This window comes from Amycolatopsis sp. NPDC026612 (assembly GCF_040638285.1).
Lineage (GTDB): Bacteria > Actinomycetota > Actinomycetes > Mycobacteriales > Pseudonocardiaceae > Amycolatopsis.
Window position 1 is genome coordinate 282990 of record NZ_JBEZYB010000003.1, and the last position, 15097, is coordinate 298086.

A 15097-nucleotide genomic window follows, 5' to 3' on the forward strand; every position below is an offset into this window, starting at 1 on the left:
TCACCGGGCGGGCAGGTCCAGGGCGGCCTTCGCGGCCCTGAGCAGGCCGGGATCGTCCGGAGAGGACGGTCCCGGCGCCCACACGGCCTGCACCAGCCGGACGGAGGAGCCGTCGAGCTTGCTGGCGTAGGCGGCGTTCTCGAACTGCGGGGCGGGCGTGGCGCCCCACTGGCCGGTCTCGGTGGCGAGGTCGAGGACCCCGCCACCGCCCGGGGTGTCGGCGACGGCCTTGAAGGCCGCGGCCTGCGCGGCATCGGGGAATTCGACGATCCCGACGGTGACGGCCCCGCCCCGCCCGTCGACGGTGGCGGCGTAGCTCGCCCGCCGCACGCCGGAGCAGCTGGTCCGCTGCAGACTGGCCTGGGCATCCCCGAAGGCGTGCGACGCACACCGCTGATCCCCACCGGCGGCGCGCAGGGCGAACTGGAGGTTCCGCACGGGAGCGGCCGACCTGCTCGGTGAGGCCTGGGTCGCCGGGCCGGCCGGAGCGACGGGCGCGGCGGCGGTGCCATCCCCGGTGGTGGCCACGGCGATGGCGGCGACGACCAGCAGGACGAGTGCACCGATGGCTGCCAGGGGAAGCCAGCGCACGGTCCGCGAGGCCGAGGGGCCGGGCTGCGGCCGCGGGGCGGGGAAGGAAGGGGGGTCGGCGGCCGCGGTTTCGGCGGCCGGCGGCGCGGTGGGGTGCGGGGTGGTCCGCCCGGCGGCGGCAAAACCTTCGATTCGCTCGCTGCTCGGCGAGGGAAGACGGAGGTTTTCGGTGCGCTCGCTCTCCGCGCCGGCCGGTTCCGGACCATCCGGCGGGATGGCTCCGGGGAACGGCGATGGCTCCGCGGCTCCGGTCCCGGGGAACACGGGCCGCGCCGGGAGACCAGCGGGACGGTCCGGTTCCTCCTCGGCTGGCGAGGGGAGAACCTCGGTGCGCCCGGCTTCCGCGGCTGCTTCCGCATCGGCGGGCGGGGGAGTGAGGTCCGCGGTCGCGGAAAGCTGCGGCTCGGCTTGGGCGGGTTGGGTTTCCGGGGCGGGTGGGGAGTCGCTGGTGGGTTGCGGCTCGGCAGATGCGGGCTGGGTTTCCGCGGCCGGTGGGGAATCACTGGTGGGCTGCGGCTGGGTTTGGGTGGGCTGGGTTTCCGCAACGGATGCGGAGTCACCGGCGGGCGGCGGCTCGGCTTGGACCGGGGCCTTGGTCCGCCAGTCGCTTGCGCCCACCGCGGGCAGAGCCGCGGCCGCCGGACGGGGCTTGGCCGGGCCGGGTTCCGGCGGGTCTGCGGGTGCAGTTGTGGCCGGGGCCGGTGTGGCCGGAACCGCGTCGGCTGAACCGGCTGCGGCGGGTGCCGGTGGGCTTGCCGAGGCAGTTGTCGGTGTGGCTGGGGTGCTTGCATCCGGGCGGGGTGCGGTCGGGCCGGGTTCCGGCGGGTCTGCGGGTGCAGCTGTGTTCGAGGCTGAAGCCGAACCGGCTGCGCCGGGCGCAGCCGGAGCCGGGCCAGCCGGAGCCGGGCCAGCCGAAATCGCGCCAGCCGGATCCGCGGCCGCCGAGTCCGCTGCAGCCGGGCCGCGCTCCACCGTGGACGAGCCGGCCGCCGAAGCCTCGCCCCCCGGTGGCTGGGCCGGGACCGCCGGACCGGCGTCCCAAAGGGACTCCGGTGGCGCGTCGTCGGTCAACCGGCTGAAACCCTCGCCGAGCAGCACCTCGTCGGAAAACTCCGGTGCCGACGGGGCCAGCCCGCGGATCAGCGCGCGGGCCTGGTCCACCGAGCGGGGACGGTGGGCCGTCGCCAGGGACACCGTTGCCGCCAGCATCGTCGTCGGCGTGGGGTGCAGCACCCGGACCGGGCCCGCCAGGTCGCCCGCCGGCTGGTCGACCGTCTCCACGTACGGGCCCACCGCGATGATCGTGCCCACCGGGGCCGTGCCCGGGACCAGGTCCGCGATGCGCCTTTCGCACGCCTGGGAGAGGTCCAGTGCCTCCGTCGCCGGGTTGATCGCGTCGTCGTCGGCGACCAACGGCCAGCCGTCCGCCTTCCACGGGCCACCCAGGGGTGCCTCCAGGCGGAGCGCGGGGTCCGGGAGGTCGACGCCGATGACGATGATCACCCCGTGCGGGAGCACCACCACCGCCTCGATCGGGCGCTCGGTCACCGAGCCGACACCGACGAGGGCGATGCCGCCGATGACGGTGCTGCCGCGGCCCAGGGACGCCAGTGCCGCCCGGATGTCGTCCGCCACCCGGGACTGCTGCCGCTCCAGGCGCACCAGTCGCACCGAAACCCCCTCCCTGCTCATCGTTCCGGGTCAACACGCTAGCGCGCCCGGCGCAGTGGACCGCGCGACACGGGGACGGCGCGGCCGCTTGCCCTCCGAAAGTGTGTGCGAGGTGACTTGTGGTGTTCGTGTGGCCAAACGGCACGCTTGGGGTGCAGAATGTGCTTCAACGCATCGGAGGCGGCATTCGGGAGCCGCGCTGAGGCCCACGCTGCAGCTCGGAGTAGGGCGTAGGGGAAGACGTCCCTCGTCGAGCAAGCGGAGGTAGCAGTGAGCACCCGTGGCAGCACCCGAGGTGTGGTGTACGTCCACTCGTCGCCGTCTGCGGTGTGTCCGCACGTCGAGTGGGCCATATCGGGCACCCTGGGTGCCCGCGTTGACCTGAAGTGGACGGCGCAGCCGGCCAGTCCGGGTCAGCTTCGCGCCGAGTGCGGCTGGCGCGCGCCCGCGGGCACCGGCGCCAAATTGGCGGCCGCGCTCAAGGCGTGGCCGATGCTCCGGTTCGAAGTCACCGAAGAGCCCAGCGCGGGCGTCGACGGCGAACGGTTCTGCTTCGCGCCCGGCCTCGGCCTGTGGCACGGACGGACCAGCGCCAACGGCGACATCGTGGTGGGCGAGGACCAGCTGCGCGCCCTCGTCAGCATGACCCGCGGAGGTGAGTCGCTCGCGCACAAGCTCGACGAACTCCTCGCCGCGAGCTGGGACGAGGCGCTCGAGCCCTTCCGCCACGCCGGCGACGGCGCGCCGGTGACCTGGCTGCACCAGGTGGGCTGAGCCGTGGGACGGGGGCCGGTACGCTCTCCGGCGTGACCACCCCCGCCCCCAGCTCTCGCCAGCGCTGGCTGGTGCCCGTCGTGGTCGTGGTGCTGTCCGTGACCGTCGGCGGTGGCTTGCTCGCGCGCGAGCTCTACCGCCGTCCCGACCTGCCCGCCGACGACGCCTCCATCGCCGTGTCGGCGCCGTCGACGTCCAGCAGCGGCGAGCCGGGCGCGGCGGACGACGTCCGGATGACCGACGACGCGCGGGCGCACCCGCAGGCCGACGCCGTCCGGCGGCTCTTGAGGAAGTACTTCGACGCCATCAACACCAAGCAGTACGCGCAGTGGACCGCCGTGGTCACCGAAGAGCGGGCTGCCGGTCAGTCGCAGAAAGCCTGGAAGGACGGCGTTCGCACCACAAAGGACAGCGACGCCCTCGTCTACCGGATCGAGCGCTCGTCCGGGTCGTCGCTGCGGGTCCTGGTCGGGTTCAAGAGCGAGCAGGCCCTCGACGACGCCCCGCCGTACTTCCGGGAGCCCTGCATCAGGTGGCGGCTCGTCCTCCCGATGGTGCTCGACAATTCCGCGCTGAAGATCGCGGCCGTCGACGGTGGCCCGCCACCCGAACACGAGAAGTGCTGAACGCGGGGAAGGGGCCCGGCCGAAGCCGGGCCCCTTCTCCGTCTGCGTGGTGCGGTCAGGCCGCCGGCGTGAACAGCAGCGCGGTGTTGTGGCCGCCGAACCCGAACGAGTTGCTGATCGCCGCGGTCAGCTCGACCTTGCGCGGCTCACCCGCGACGACGTCCAGCTGCACCCGCGGGTCCAGGTCCGTCAGGTTCAGGGTGGCCGGCACGAGACCGTGGTAGAGCGACAGGATCGTGATGATCGCCTCCACCGCGCCGGCGCCGCCGACGAGGTGGCCGAGCGCGCCCTTCGGCGCCGTCACGACCGGGTGTTCCCCGATCGCGTTGCGGATCGCCGTGGCCTCGCCGATGTCACCGACCACAGTGGACGTCGCGTGCGCGTTCACGTGCCCGACGTCCGCGGCGGTCACCCCGGCCATCTTCATCGCCGCGCGCATCGCGGCGATCTGGCCGATGCCCTCGGGGTGGTTGCCGGTGATGTGGTAGGCGTCCGAGGTGATGCCGTGCCCGGCGATCGTCGCGTAGACGCGCGCCCCGCGGGCCTTCGCCAGGTCCGCGCGCTCCAGGATGACCACGCCGGAGCCCTCGCCGAGGACGAAGCCGTCGCGGTTCGCGTCGAACGGCCGCGACGCGCGCGCCGGGTCGTCGTTGCGCGTGGACACGGTGCGGGCCTGGGCGAACCCGGCCAGCGTGATCGGGTGGATGCACGCTTCGGCGCCCCCCGCGATCACGACGTCGGCGCGCCCGGAGCGGATCATCTCCACCCCGCTGGCGATGCCCTCGGCGCCCGAGGCGCAGGCCGAGGCCGGGGAGTGCACCCCGGCCCGCGCCTTGAGGTCGATGCCCACGTGCGCGGCCGGGCCGTTCGGCATCAGCATCGGCACGGTCAGCGGCGACACCTTGCGGAGACCCTGCTGGTGCAACAGGTCGTTCTGGGTGAGCAGGGTGACCGGGCCGCCGACGCCGGTGCCGATCGACACGCCGAGGCGGTCGGGGTCGACGTCCGTGTGGTCGTCGGTCGGCTCGGCGTACCCGGCGTCGGCCCACGCCTGGCGGGCGGCGATCAGCGCGACCTGCTCGCAGCGGTCCAGCCGGCGGGCCTGCACCCGCGGGAGGACTTCCGAGGGATCGACGGCCAGCATGCCGCCGATCTTGACGGGCAGCTGCAGCTCCTCGACCCAATCGGCCTCGATCGCGCGAACCCCGCTCGCCCCGGCCAGCAGACCGTCCCAGGTGGACGTGACGTCCCCGCCGAGCGGTGTGGTGGCGCCGAGACCGGTGATCACGACGTCGATGTTGCTCATGGGAGTCTCCTCAAGGAGGGAAGAGGTCTTACTTGGAGTTGGCCGACACGTAGTTGACGGCGTCGCCCACGGTCTTCAGGTTGGCCAGCTCGTCGTCCGGGATCTTGACGCCGAACTTGTCCTCGGCCTGCACGGCGATCTCGACCATCGACAGCGAGTCGATGTCGAGGTCGTCCACGAACGACTTCTCGGCGGTGACGTCGTCCTGAGCCACACCGGCGACCTCTTCGACGATCTCGGCGAGGCCGGCGAGGATCTCAGCGTTGTCAGCCATGGGGGTGTTCCCTTCTCGGTCTTACTGGGGGTCTGTTTCCCTCGGGCGAATGCCCGCGGGGAGCGTAGCGGTGGTCAGGGGCAGATGAACGCCTGGCCGGCGTAGGACAGGCCCGCGCCGAACCCGACCGCCAGCACCACGTCGCCGGACTTCGCCGTCCCGGCCTTGCGCATGTGGTCCAGCGCCAGGGGGATGGACGCCGACGAGGTGTTGCCGGAGTACCTGATGTCGTCGGCGACGACCATGTCGTCGCGGGCGCCGTTGGCCCGCAGCTTCTTCGCGATCGCCTCGACGATGCGCAGGTTCGCCTGGTGCGGGATCAGCACGTCCACATCGGACGGCTTGAGCCCGGCGGCGTCGAGCGCGCCCAGCGCGATCGGCGCGATCCGGGTCGTCGCCCACCGGAAGACCGACTGGCCCTCCTGGTAGATGTACTTCTGGTCGCGCATGTAGATCAGGTCGACCAGGTCGCCCGCGCTGCCCCAGGACACCGGGCCGATGTGCGGCTCGTCCGACGCACCGACGACCGCGGCGCCCGCACCGTCGGCGAAGATGATCGCGTTCGCGCGGTCGGTGGGGTCGACCCAGTCGGTGAGCTTCTCGGCGCCGATCACGAGGACCTTCTTGGCCGAGCCCGCGCGGATCAGGTCCGAGGCGACGCCCAGGCCGTAGCAGAAGCCGGCGCACGCGGCGTTGAGGTCGAACGCGCCGGGACCCGGGATGCCGATCCGGGCCGCGACCTGCGCGGCGGCGTTCGGGATCTGCGTCGGCATCGTGCAGTTCGGCAGGATGACCGTGTCCACTTCGGACGGGTCGACCCCGGCGTCGGCGAGCGCGGCGGTGCCGGCGGCGACGGCGAGGTCGGTCAGCAGCTCGTCCTTCTCCGCGAACCGCCGCTCGACGATCCCGACGCGCGTCTGGATCCACTCGTCGTTGGTCTCCATGATCTTCGAGAGGTCGTCGTTGGTGACGATCTTCTCGGGCTGCGCGCTGCCGATGCCCAGCACGCGGCTGCCGCGGGAGCCGGGGTTGAGGCTCAGGGCGGGTCGGTCGGTCACGAGGCGTCCTCCTGGCGCAGCGCCGCCAGCTCGGACGGCGACTTCAGCGCGGTGATAGTGGTGACGACGCCCTTGAGCTGCCGCTTGACCAGGCCGGTCAGGGTGCCCGCGGGCGCGAGTTCGATCGTGCGGGTGACGCCGAGCGCGACCAGGCCGTCCATCGTCAGGTCCCACCGGACCGGCCGGGTGACCTGGGAGACCAGCCGCGCCAGGTACTCGGCCCCGCTGGTGACGACGGTACCGTCCGCGTTGGACAGCAGCGGCCGGGTGGGGTCGGCCGGGGTCAGCTCGGCGGCGTGGGCGCGCATCGCCTCTTCGGCGGGCGCCATGTAGTGCGTGTGGAACGCGCCGGCGACCTTGAGGGCGCGGATCTTCGTGCCTTCGAGGGGCTCGGCGACGATCTTCGCGATGGCGTCGGCGGCGCCGGAGGCGACGATCTGCCCGGCACCGTTGCGGTTCGCCGCGGTCAGTCCCTGGTCTTCGAGCCACGAGACGATCTGCTCGGGATCCCCGAGCATGACCGCGGCCATCGACGTCGGTTCCAGCGCGCACGCCTTCGCCATCTCGGCACCGCGGACGGCGGCGAGCGCGACGGCGTCTTCCGGCTTCAGCACCCCGGCGATCGCGGCGGCGGCGAGCTCGCCGACGGAGTGACCGGCGACCGGCGCGTCCGCGGGCACCGGCGCGGTGGCCTGGAGGTGCTCGAAGGTGAGCAGTGACAGGGCGACGATCAGCGGCTGCGCGATCGCGGTGTCCTGGATCTCCTCGGCCGCCGCCTCAGTGCCCAGGCGGAGCAGGTCGAGCCCGGCGCGGTCGGACCACTGGGCGACGCGCTCGCGGGCGCCGTCGAGGTCGAGCCAGGGGGTGAACATACCGGGGGTCTGGGACCCCTGGCCGGGAGCGAGGACTGCTGCTGTCACCCTTCTAGACAACACGTCCAGGGGGCTGTCCGGGGATGCCGACGCTCACAGTGTCTGTGCGGCGTCTTTGTCGGAAACCTCCAAAAATGCGCCGCAGAAGCTCGCGCGTAACCCGGAAGCCTTGTCGGGTTCAATCACCTTTCGCTGTTAAGTCCATCACGTGACGCCCGTCTCGGGAAGGGCAGGGCCCGGGTCACCAGAGACCGCGGGCCCTCGCCAGCCGCCCCACGGCCAGGGCGATCCGCAGCACCAGGGCGTCGCGGGGGTCGGTCGCCTGGCAGCCGGTGAGGTCCGCGGCCTTCCGCAACCGGTACCGGACGGTGTTCGGGTGGACGAACAGCGTCTTCGCGCACGTCTCCAGCACGCCGCCGCTCTCCAGGTACGCCTCGACCGTGCGCTGCAGGGTCGGGCCCGCCTCCTCGAGCGGGCGGGCGATCGTGTCCACCAGCAGGCGTTCCGCCTCCGCGTCGCCCGACAGCGCGCGTTCGGGCAGCAGGTCCGTCGACCGCACCGGCCGGGGGGCACCCGGCCAGCCGACCACCGCCCGCAGCCCCGACAACGCCTCCGTCGCGCTGTGGTGGGCCGCCGCCAGTGTCGGGACGGTCGGGCCGGCGACCACCGGTCCCTCGGCGAAGGCCACCGACATCCGGGTCAGGATCTCCCGCTCCTTCACCCCGCCCTCGGTCGGCCCGCCGACCACGACCACCAGCCGGGAGCCCTGCACCGACAGCAGCACCGGACGGCCGACGCGGGCCGCGCGGCTGCGGACCTCGAACACCACCGTCGGCGGGTCCTCCGACGGCGGGTTGCCGACCAGCACGGTCGCGGCCGCCGTCGGGTCCCAGCCCAGCGCCGTGGCCCGCGAAAGCACCGACTCCTCGGCGTCGCCGCGGACGATGCCGTCGACGACCAGCGCCTCCAGCCGGGCGTCCCAGGCGCCGCGCGCCTCGGCCGCGGCCGCGTAGGAGTTCGCCGCCGCGAAGGCGATTTCCCGGCCGTAGCGCAGGATTCCCTCGATCAAGGCGGCTCGTTCCGCTTCGTTCGCGGCGAAGTCGGGCAGCTGCTCCTCGAACACCTCGATGGCCAGCCGGACCATGCCGACCGCCTGGCGCAGGCTGATCCACCGCGACAGCTCGGCCGGCGCGTCGCGGAACGCCTCGGTGGTGAGCTTCAAGGCCTCTTTGGAGTCCCGCAGCCAGCTGACGAAGCCCGCGGCCCCGGCCTGGGTGATCAGCAGGACGCTCGCGCGCTGGTCGGCGGGCAGCCGGGCGAACCAGGTCAGCCGCCGCTCCATCACCGCGATGCTCGCGCTCGCCAGGCTGCCGGACGCGTGCTCCAGCTGCCGGAGCGTCTTCGCGGACAGTCCGTGGTGCTTCGGCACCCGGCGCGGGGCGGCGGTTCCATCCATGGCGGAGGCGATCCTACGTGCCCGCAACTTTCGTAGCCCGGCGCGGCAACGCGCGAGGGTGGGCGGCGCGTCTACGCACTGCCTAGGATCGGGGCCCACACAGGAACGGGGGAACCGGAATGACCGGTTTAGAGATCGACGGGATTTCCAAACGGTACGGCGACGTGGTCGCCCTGCGCGAAATGACATTCGACGTCCGGCCGGGCGAATTGTTCGGTTTCGTCGGCAGCAACGGTGCCGGCAAGACCACGACCATGCGGATCGCGCTCGGCGTGCTGTCCGCCGACGCCGGCGAAGTCCGCTACGACGGCGTGCCGGTGACGCACGAGACGCGCCGCCACATCGGGTACATGCCCGAAGAACGCGGCCTCTACCCGAAGATGAAGGTCGCCGAGCAGCTGACGTACCTCGCGCGGCTGCACGGCATGCCGGCGGCCGACGCGCGGGCGTCGGTCGGGAAGTGGATCGAACGGCTGGGCGTCGCCGGCCGCCGCGACGACGAAGTGCAGAAGCTCAGCCTCGGCAACCAGCAGCGCGTCCAGCTGGCCGCGGCGCTGGTGCACGAGCCGCGGATCCTGGTGCTCGACGAGCCGTTCTCCGGCCTCGACCCGGTCGCGGTCGACGTGATGAGCCAGGTGCTCAAGGAGAAGGCGGCGGACGGGGTGCCGGTCGTGTTCTCCAGCCACCAGCTCGATCTGGTGGAACGGCTCTGCGACCGCGTCGGGATCGTCCGCAGTGGACAGATGGTGGCCAGGGGCACGGTCGGCGAGCTGCGGGCCGGTGGCGCGGTGCGGCTGCGGGTCGACGTCCCCGGCGCCGCCGACGGGTGGGCCGACGGGCTGCCCGGGGTGAAGGTGCTCGGCCGGACGGGCCCGGTGACCGAGCTCGAGCTGGGCGAGGGCGCCGACGACCAGGCTGTGCTCAAAGCGGCGCTGGCCACCGGCCCGGTCCGCGAGTTCGCCCGCGAACAGCCGTCGCTGACCGAACTGTTCCGTTCCGTCGTCACGACCGAGGAGGTCGCCGCATGAGTACCCCGGACGTCCGGATGAGCCCGACGGCGGCGGTGGGGCTGGTCGCCTCCCGGGAGATCAGCACCCGCGTGAAGTCGAAGGCCTACCGCGCGAGCACCGTGGTCATGCTGCTGCTGATCGTGGTCGGCATCGTGCTGATCAAGCTGATCTCGGGCGGGAACGACGCCGACTCGACGGTCGGCTACACCTCGGCGACCGCGCCGCTCGCCGCGCCGCTGAAGGCCGGTGGCCAGGCGGTCGACGAGAAGATCGACACGGTGCAGGTGGCCGACGAGGCCGCCGGGCGCGCGAAGCTGGCCGACGGCTCGCTCGACGCGCTGCTCACCGGCGACGGCAAGAGCGTGCACGTCCAGGTGAAGAAGGACCTCGACGGCAAGCTGGCCAACGTCCTGCAGCTGGTGTCCCAGCAGGTGGCGGTCAACCAGCAGGTGACGGCGCTGGGCGGGAACCCGGCGCGGTTCCAGGCCGCGATCGCGTCGGCGAAGTTCGTCGAGGACCCGCCGCTGGAGGAGCCGTACGACTACAACGGCCAGCAGCTCGTGCTGGGCATCGTCGCCGGGATCCTGATCTACATGTCGCTGCTGCTCAACGGCCAGAGCGTCGCGCAGGGCGTCGTCGAGGAAAAGACGTCCCGGGTCGTCGAACTGCTGCTCTCGACGATCAAGCCGTGGCAGCTGATGGCCGGGAAGGTGCTGGGCATCGGGTTGGTCGGGCTGATCCAGATGGTCGTGATCGGCGCCGGTGGTGTCATCACCGGACTGGCCACGGGGGTGCTCACCATCTCCGTTTCCGCGGCCGTCGGCACGGTCGTCTGGCTGATCGTGTGGTACCTGCTGGGGTTCTTCATGTACTCGATCGTGTTCGCCGCGCTGGGGGCGCTGGTTTCGCGCCAGGAAGACGTCGCCGGCGCGACCATGCCGGCGCTGATGCTGGTGATGGTCGGATACATCGTCGGCATTTCCGTGCTGCCGTCGGATCCGGGCAACACGTTCGCCGAAGTACTTTCGGTGATTCCGGTGTTCTCGCCGACGCTGATGCCGATGCGGCTCGCCATGGGCGGGGTGCCCGTTTGGGAAGCGGTGGTGTCGGTGGGACTGGTGGTGCTGCTGATTCCGGGACTGGTCTGGTTCGCCGCCCGGATCTACCGCAACGCGGTGATGCGCACCGGCGCCAAGGTGAAACTCCGCGATGCCCTGCGGGCCGCCTGAGTTTTGCTGTCCTGACAATGCTCGAGCCCGGTAATGCTCGAGGCCGCCCGGCGCTTGCGGTTTACGCTGCGCCGGACGGCCTCGTCTCCCCGGTCCCCACCGGTAGAACCAGTATGGCCACGGGTGATCTTCGCGCGCCAGTCGTCTCACTCGATCGTGGGGCGCACGACTTGCCGCCGCCGGGTACCTGATCAACGATCCGGTGCACGCGATTCGGCGTGAACCCCGTGGAGGGAGTCGGTATGGGCCAGCAACTGAAGGACGGACTCGGGCAGGCGTGGGCCATGGTGGCCACGTTCGTCCCGAAACTCGTCGGATTCCTGATCATCCTGCTGATCGGCTGGCTGATCGCCAAAGCCGTCTCGAAAGGGCTGGGGCTCGTCCTCGGAAAAGCCGGTTTCGGGAAACTCGTCGAGAAGACCGGCCTGAGCGGAAAGATCGGCCAGCAGAAGATCGACGCGACCGGGATCGTCGTGAAACTGGTGTATTACTTCATTCTGCTGATCGCGCTGCAGCTGGCGTTCGGCGTGTTCGGGCCGACCAACCCGGTGAGCCAGTTGCTCAACGACATCATCGCGTTCCTGCCGCGGATTGTCGTGGCACTGGTGCTCGTGGTGGTGGCCGCGGCCATCGCCAAGGTGGTGCGCGACGTCGTCGCGTCCGCGTTGTCCGGCCGCGGGGCGGCTCGCCCGCTTTCGCTGGCGGCCTACTGGCTGATCATGGCGTTCGGCATCATCGCGGCGCTCGGCCAGGTGAACATCGCGACGGCGATCACCGGCCCGGTGCTGATCGCGGTGCTGGCGACGATCGGCGGCGTGATCGTGGTCGGCTTCGGCGGCGGCCTGATCAAGCCGGCCCAGGACCGCTGGCGCGGCTGGATGGCGAACATGGAGCACCAGCTGGAGACGCCGGCGCAGCGCACGGGCGAGATGGGGGCCGGTGCACCTGCGCGGGTGCCGGTCGGCGCGGACAACACCCCGACGCCGCCGGTCGGCACCCCGCGCCCCCAGGGCTGAGCGGAGGACGGTGCGGGCCCGGCGGACGAAGCGGCCGCCGGGCCCGCACCGTCCCACGAGCCGGGATGTTCCGCCGCTCACAGTCTCTGGGGAATGCGTCCGCCGGGGAGCATGTTGGGAGCGGTAGGACGAAAGGGGCGTGACGTGGACTTCCTGCTGCACCACGGAATCACGGTGCTCGGCCAGTGGATCTCGATCGCGGAGCTCGCCGGGCAGGTGTTCGCGCTGGCCGTGGTGTTCCTCGCCCAGCGTCGCACCCTGTGGACGTGGCCGGTGCAGGTCGGGGCCACCGTGCTGCTGTTCGCCGTCTACGTCTCCGCGCACCTCGGCGGGCTCGCCGCCCGGCAGGTCGCCATCCTCGCCATCTCCGTCTACGGCTGGTGGGCCTGGACGCGCCGCAAGGACCCGGTCTTCGGGGTCGTCGTCCGCAAGGGCCGGCTCGCCGAGCGGCTGGCGATGCTCGGCGCGTTCGTCGTCGGCACCACCGTGATGGCGCTGGTCCTCGACGCCCTGCACGCGTCATGGGCGCCCTGGCCGGACGCCGCCATCTTCGTCGGCACGCTCGTCGCCTTCGGGGCGCAGGGGCTCGGGCTCGTCGAGTTCTGGCTGGTCTGGCTGGCCGTCGACGCGATCGGCGTGCCGCTGCAGATCTCGTCCGGGCTGTACTTCTCGGCCGCGATCTACATCGTCTTCGCCGGGCTGGTCGTGCACGGCTGGTGGAGCTGGAACCGCTCTGCCCGGCGCGTCGCCGCCCGGCCCGGGGTCACGGCAGCATCCAGCTGAGTGCCGCGGTGCTCTGACCCCACACGATCAGGCACATCGCGAGCAGCAGCCCGATGCTCCACGGCAGCACCTTCCGCAGCAGCTTCCCCTCTTCGCCGGGCAGGTTCGCCGCGACGCAGGCGATCGTGAGGTTCTGCGGCGACACCATCTTGCCGAGGACGCCGCCGGAGCTGTTCGCGGCGGCCAGCAGGTCGGCCGGCAGGCCCGTCTGGTGCGCCGCCGTCACCTGCAGGGCGCCGAACAGCGCGTTGGCCGAGGTGTCGGACCCCGAGACCGCGACGCCGAACCAGCCCAGCACCGGCGAAAGGAACGCGAGCCCGGCGCCCGCGGCCGCGATGAACGTGCCGATCGCGGGAGTCTGCCCGGAAAGGTTCATGACGTAGGCGAGCGCGAGCACCCCGGTCACGGTGAGGATCGCGAACCGCAGCTCCTTGACCGTCGCCAGCCACTCCTGCGCGGAGTCGCTCGCCTGCACCGCCAGCAGCGCCGCCGTGATGACGCCGGCCAGCAGCACCAGGGTGCCGCCGGTGTTGAGGAACGGCAGCGAGAACGTGTTGCCGGAAACCGATTTCCCGTTCGGCGCGGCGACGTTCAGCGCGGGCCAGTGGAACTTCCAGGTCGCCTTGTCGAGCAGCTTCTTGACCGGCGGCAGCACGGCGATCGAGAAGATGACGATGATGAGCAGGTACGGCAGGTACGCCTTGACGACGTCGCCGCGCGCGTCCTCCGGCGGCGTCTCGGCGGTCGCCGTCCCGCCGGTGCCGATCCGGACGGCCTCGGGCACCGGGCGCCGGGTCTGGGGCAGCGCCACCAGCGCGGCCGCACCGGCGAGCGCCGCGCCGATGTCGGCCAGCTGCGGCGACACGTAGTTCGAGGCGAGGAACTGCACGAGCCCGAACGCGACGCCGCAGACGAGCGCCGGCACCCAGGTGTCCTTCAGGCCGCGCTTCCCGTCGACGATGATCACCAGCAGCAGCGGCACGAGCAGGGCGAGCAGCGGCGTCTGGCGGCCGACGATCGAGGAGACCTGCTGCAGCGGGAGGCCGGTGACCTGGGCCAGCGTGACGACCGGGGTGCCCATCGCCCCGAACGCGACCGGCGCGGTGTTCGCGACCAGCGCGACGACGGCGGCCTTCACCGGGTGGAACCCGACGGCCACCAGCATCACGGCGCTGATCGCGACCGGCGCGCCGAAACCGGCCAGCGCCTCCATGAGCGCGCCGAAGCAGAAGGCGATGATCAGCGCCTGGATCCGCGGGTCGTCGGAGATCCGGCCGAACGAGCGGCGCAGCACGTCGAAGTGCCCGGTCCGCACGGTCAGCCGGTAGATCCAGAGTGCGTTGACGACGATCCACATGATCGGCCACAACCCGAACGCGGCGCCCTGCAGCGCCCCGGAGACGGCCTGGACGACCGGCATCCCGAACGCGGCGACCCCGACGACCAGCGCGACGAGCAACCCGATCAGCGCGGCGTGGTGCGCCCGCATCCGGACGACGCCGAGCAGCACGAGCACGGTGGCCAGCGGCAGCACGGCGACGAGCGCGGACAGGCCCAGCGAGCCGAGCGGAGTCACGTCTTGGATGAACACAGCCTGCACGAACACGGGCGACCTCCGTTTCCACGATGCGAAAACGGCCTTTCGGCGAGTGTCCGAGATCTTCGTCACAAACCAGCCGGTCCGTCAAGAACTTGAGACCGGTTGGCCCAACGAGTCAGGCGGTAACCCGGATCTCGCGTGATCCAAGCCGGAACTCGCGAGTTACGGGTCTGATCACGCGAGTTCGGGGTCTGATCACGCGAGTTACGGGTGTGTTCACGCGAGTTGCGGCCGCGGCAGCACGGCGAGCGCGGTGTCGGCGATCGCGCGCAGGCTGTCCGGCTCGACGCCGCCCTTGCCCAGCGCTTCGAGGCCGCGCAGGACCGCGAGCACCAGCCCGGCGAGGTGGGCGGGGTCGGCTCCGGCGTGGATGTCGCCGGCGCGCTGCGCGCCCGCGATGCAGGCCGTCAGGTAGTCCTGCAGGTCGCGGAAGGCTCGCCGGGTCCGCGTGGCGACCGCCTCGTCGTGCTCGGCGCATTCGGCTGCGCCCTTCGCGATCAGGCAGCCCCTGCGCTCCCGGTCGGCGGCGACCGACTCGGCGATGGCCCGCACGTGGTCGCCGAGCCGCCGGTAGGCCGTGTTGTCGGGGCCTTCGAGCTGGTGCCGCACGCCGTCGGTCGATTCGGTGCAGTAGTAGTCGTAGACGCGCAGGTAGAGCGCGTGCTTGTCGCCGAAAGCGCCATACAGGCTGCCTTTGCCGAGGCCGGTCGCGGCGGCGATGTCGTCGACCTTCGTGCCGGCGTAACCGTGTTCCCAGAACTGGTCCCTGGCCGCGCGCAGGACCGCTGTCTCGTCGAAGCTCCGGGGTCTCGCCATGAGAGCAGGCTACCC

At 71.8% G+C, this 15097-nt stretch carries 14 protein-coding genes; 6 read left to right on the forward strand and 8 right to left on the reverse strand.

Annotation, left to right across the window (positions count from 1 at the left end):
- Complete coding sequence (locus AB0F15_RS05295; protein ID WP_360265470.1) at positions 1-2262, reverse strand: hypothetical protein; 2262 nt, start codon at positions 2260-2262, stop codon at positions 1-3.
- A 270-nt stretch (positions 2263-2532) separates the two neighbouring features.
- Between AB0F15_RS05295 and AB0F15_RS05300 the strand changes: the two genes are divergently transcribed.
- A complete protein-coding gene (locus AB0F15_RS05300; RefSeq protein WP_360265473.1) occupies positions 2533-3036 on the forward strand; it encodes a DUF3145 domain-containing protein in 504 nt (167 codons plus the stop codon).
- 32 nt (positions 3037-3068) lie between these two features.
- Positions 3069-3662 (forward strand): hypothetical protein, encoded by a 594-nt coding sequence (locus AB0F15_RS05305; protein WP_360265476.1) that lies wholly within the window; start codon positions 3069-3071, stop codon positions 3660-3662.
- A gap of 55 nt (positions 3663-3717) precedes the next feature.
- On the opposite strand, the gene AB0F15_RS05310 is transcribed toward AB0F15_RS05305, so the two are convergent.
- The 5 genes from AB0F15_RS05310 to AB0F15_RS05330 form a co-directional block, all read right to left on the reverse strand.
- The gene (locus AB0F15_RS05310; protein ID WP_360265479.1) at positions 3718-4968 is read right to left on the reverse strand and encodes a beta-ketoacyl-[acyl-carrier-protein] synthase family protein; all 1251 of its coding nucleotides are present in this window, start codon (positions 4966-4968) and stop codon (positions 3718-3720) included.
- A 28-nt stretch (positions 4969-4996) separates the two neighbouring features.
- Positions 4997-5242 (reverse strand): acyl carrier protein, encoded by a 246-nt coding sequence (locus AB0F15_RS05315; protein WP_004559006.1) that lies wholly within the window; start codon positions 5240-5242, stop codon positions 4997-4999.
- 74 nt (positions 5243-5316) lie between these two features.
- Positions 5317-6300, reverse strand: a complete 984-nt coding sequence (locus AB0F15_RS05320) for a beta-ketoacyl-ACP synthase III (RefSeq protein ID WP_360265482.1) — start codon at positions 6298-6300, stop codon at positions 5317-5319.
- The gene (locus AB0F15_RS05325; protein WP_360265485.1) at positions 6297-7220 is read right to left on the reverse strand and encodes an ACP S-malonyltransferase; all 924 of its coding nucleotides are present in this window, start codon (positions 7218-7220) and stop codon (positions 6297-6299) included. Before AB0F15_RS05325 ends, AB0F15_RS05320 begins: the two co-directional genes overlap by 4 nt.
- A gap of 193 nt (positions 7221-7413) precedes the next feature.
- Positions 7414-8628: a helix-turn-helix domain-containing protein gene (locus tag AB0F15_RS05330; protein WP_360265487.1), complete on the reverse strand. Its 1215-nt coding sequence runs from the start codon at positions 8626-8628 to the stop codon at positions 7414-7416.
- A gap of 119 nt (positions 8629-8747) precedes the next feature.
- On the opposite strand from AB0F15_RS05330, the gene AB0F15_RS05335 reads away from it, so the two are divergent.
- The 4 genes from AB0F15_RS05335 (at position 8748) to AB0F15_RS05350 (ending at position 12666) form a co-directional block, all read left to right on the forward strand.
- Positions 8748-9656, forward strand: a complete 909-nt coding sequence (locus tag AB0F15_RS05335; RefSeq protein ID WP_360265490.1) for an ATP-binding cassette domain-containing protein — start codon at positions 8748-8750, stop codon at positions 9654-9656.
- The gene (locus AB0F15_RS05340; protein ID WP_360265493.1) at positions 9653-10867 is read left to right on the forward strand and encodes an ABC transporter permease; all 1215 of its coding nucleotides are present in this window, start codon (positions 9653-9655) and stop codon (positions 10865-10867) included. The genes AB0F15_RS05335 and AB0F15_RS05340 overlap by 4 nt, the downstream gene beginning before the upstream one ends.
- A 242-nt stretch (positions 10868-11109) precedes the next feature.
- Complete coding sequence (locus tag AB0F15_RS05345) at positions 11110-11883, forward strand: hypothetical protein (protein WP_360265496.1); 774 nt, start codon at positions 11110-11112, stop codon at positions 11881-11883.
- A gap of 144 nt (positions 11884-12027) precedes the next feature.
- Complete coding sequence (locus AB0F15_RS05350; protein WP_360265498.1) at positions 12028-12666, forward strand: nicotinamide mononucleotide transporter family protein; 639 nt, start codon at positions 12028-12030, stop codon at positions 12664-12666.
- Here AB0F15_RS05350 and AB0F15_RS05355 read toward each other — a convergent pair.
- A complete protein-coding gene (locus AB0F15_RS05355; RefSeq protein WP_360265602.1) occupies positions 12647-14257 on the reverse strand; it encodes an L-lactate permease in 1611 nt (536 codons plus the stop codon). The genes AB0F15_RS05350 and AB0F15_RS05355 overlap by 20 nt on opposite strands.
- Positions 14258-14482: 225 nt before the next feature.
- Positions 14483-15082, reverse strand: a complete 600-nt coding sequence (locus tag AB0F15_RS05360; protein ID WP_360265501.1) for a TetR/AcrR family transcriptional regulator — start codon at positions 15080-15082, stop codon at positions 14483-14485.
- Positions 15083-15097: the final 15 nt, after the last annotated feature.

Excerpts from the sequence above, each read along its gene's own strand:
- AB0F15_RS05315 (WP_004559006.1), bottom strand. The coding sequence starts at position 5,242 with ATGGCTGACAACGCTGAGATCCTCGCCGGCCTCGCCGAGATCGTCGAA.
- AB0F15_RS05335 (WP_360265490.1), top strand. The coding sequence starts at position 8,748 with ATGACCGGTTTAGAGATCGACGGGATTTCCAAACGGTACGGCGACGTG.
- AB0F15_RS05340 (WP_360265493.1), top strand. The coding sequence starts at position 9,653 with ATGAGTACCCCGGACGTCCGGATGAGCCCGACGGCGGCGGTGGGGCTG.
- AB0F15_RS05310 (WP_360265479.1), bottom strand. The coding sequence starts at position 4,968 with ATGAGCAACATCGACGTCGTGATCACCGGTCTCGGCGCCACCACACCG.
- AB0F15_RS05345 (WP_360265496.1), top strand. The coding sequence starts at position 11,110 with ATGGGCCAGCAACTGAAGGACGGACTCGGGCAGGCGTGGGCCATGGTG.
- AB0F15_RS05330 (WP_360265487.1), bottom strand. The coding sequence starts at position 8,628 with ATGGATGGAACCGCCGCCCCGCGCCGGGTGCCGAAGCACCACGGACTG.
- AB0F15_RS05360 (WP_360265501.1), bottom strand. The coding sequence starts at position 15,082 with ATGGCGAGACCCCGGAGCTTCGACGAGACAGCGGTCCTGCGCGCGGCC.